Here is a 1,606-nt window from a genome sequence, read left to right on the forward strand (position 1 = left end):
CCGTTTGCGGCCATCACCGGCAGCGCCATCACGTCGATGCCGGTCAGGAACACGATCATGGTGGCGCGGAACACCGCGGGCGGCACCGGCTGCGCGGTCAGGAAGGCCGCCACCGGCAGGCCGCCGACGCCGGCGCTGTTGGCGATGCCGGCAATGGCGCCCACGCCGATATTGCCGTTGCGCCCGACCGGGCGCGCCAGCTGCCAGCCGCTCAGCAGCACCAGGCTCAGCACCAGGATCAGGCTGGAGATCGCCAGCCGTGCCTCCTGTTCGCCCAGCCGCGCCATGATGGCGATGGCGGGAACGGTGGCGATGGCGGCCCCGCCCAGCAGGGCAATGGCCCGGTGCCAGTCGATATGCGGGCGGATGCCCCTGGCCTGAAAGGCGGTCATGGCGATTTCGCAGGAAAACACCACCGGGATCAGCGGCAGCGGATTGGTGGTCAGCGCCGCCAGGATGATGAAGATCGCGGAGAACCCGAAGCCGGAGAAGCCGCGGATCAAGGCCGCCGCGAACAACGCGGCGGCCAGATAGGCCCCCTGGCCCATAGAGAGGTCAAAGGGCAGGGGCACGGGCGTCAGACCTGCTGTTCGCGCATGTCCGCCTTGTCGATGCCTGCCACGCGGACCGGCTTCTTCATGGCGTCGCGGCGGAACGGCTCGCCCAGCTCCTGGTTGATCATCGCCTCGATCAGGGTGGTGATGCCGTTCTTCTGGTCCTCGACCGCCTGGGCCAGCGCCGCGGTCAGCTCGTCCATGGTGCGGGCCACCACGCCCTTCAGGCCGCAGGCCTGGGCGATGCCGGCATAGGACACCTGGGTGTCCAGCTCGGTGCCGACGAAGTTGTCATCGAACCACAGGGTGGAGTTGCGCTTCTCCGCGCCCCACTGGTAGTTGCGGAAGACCACCTGGGTGATGGCGGGCCACTCGCCGCGGCCGATCGCGGTCAGCTCGTTCACCGCGATGCCGAAGGCGCCGTCGCCGGAGAAGCCGACAACCGGGGTGTCCGGGTTGCCGATCTTGGCGCCGACAACCGCCGGCAGGCCGTAGCCGCAGGGGCCGAACAGGCCGGGAGCCAGGTATTTGCGGCCTTCCTCGAACGAGGGGTAGGCATTGCCGATGGCGCAGTTGTTGCCGATGTCGGAGGAGATGATCGCCTCTTTCGGCAGCGCGGCCTGGATCGCGCGCCAGGCCATGCGGGGGCTCATCCAGTCCGGCTTGTCGGCGCGGGCGCGCTCGTTCCAGGTGGTGCCCGGATCGTCGTCCTCGTGGGTCATCTCGGTCAGCTGCTGGGCCCAGCGGGACTTGGTCTCGGCGATGCGCGCCTTGCGCTCGGCGCGGCCCTCGTCGCCTGCGGTATCAGACAGCTGCGCCAGGATGCCCTGGGCCACCTTGGCGGCGTCGCCGATGATGCCGACCGAGACTTTCTTGGTCAGGCCGATGCGGTCCGGGTTGATGTCGACCTGGATGATCCGGGCGTTGGCCGGCCAGTATTCCATGCCGTAGCCCGGCAGGGTGGAGAACGGGTTCAGGCGGGTGCCGAGGCACAGCACCACGTCGGCGTCCTTGATCAGCTCCATGCCGGCCTTGGAGCCGTTGTAGCCCAG

At 68.9% G+C, this 1,606-nt stretch carries 2 protein-coding genes; both read right to left on the reverse strand.

What is annotated here, in order from left to right; all coding sequences use genetic code 11:
* Window positions 1-572, reverse strand: a 572-nt coding sequence (locus ACFMBG_RS24050; RefSeq protein ID WP_421057161.1) for a TSUP family transporter, incomplete at its 3' end; no start/stop codon positions are given.
* Window positions 573-577: 5 nt separating this feature from the next.
* The coding region (locus ACFMBG_RS24055) for a thiamine pyrophosphate-dependent enzyme (protein ID WP_421057162.1) at window positions 578-1,606 on the reverse strand (1,029 nt) is incomplete at its 5' end.

The organism is Leisingera coralii (genome assembly GCF_049056525.1).
GTDB classification, from domain to species: Bacteria; Pseudomonadota; Alphaproteobacteria; order Rhodobacterales; family Rhodobacteraceae; genus Leisingera; species Leisingera coralii.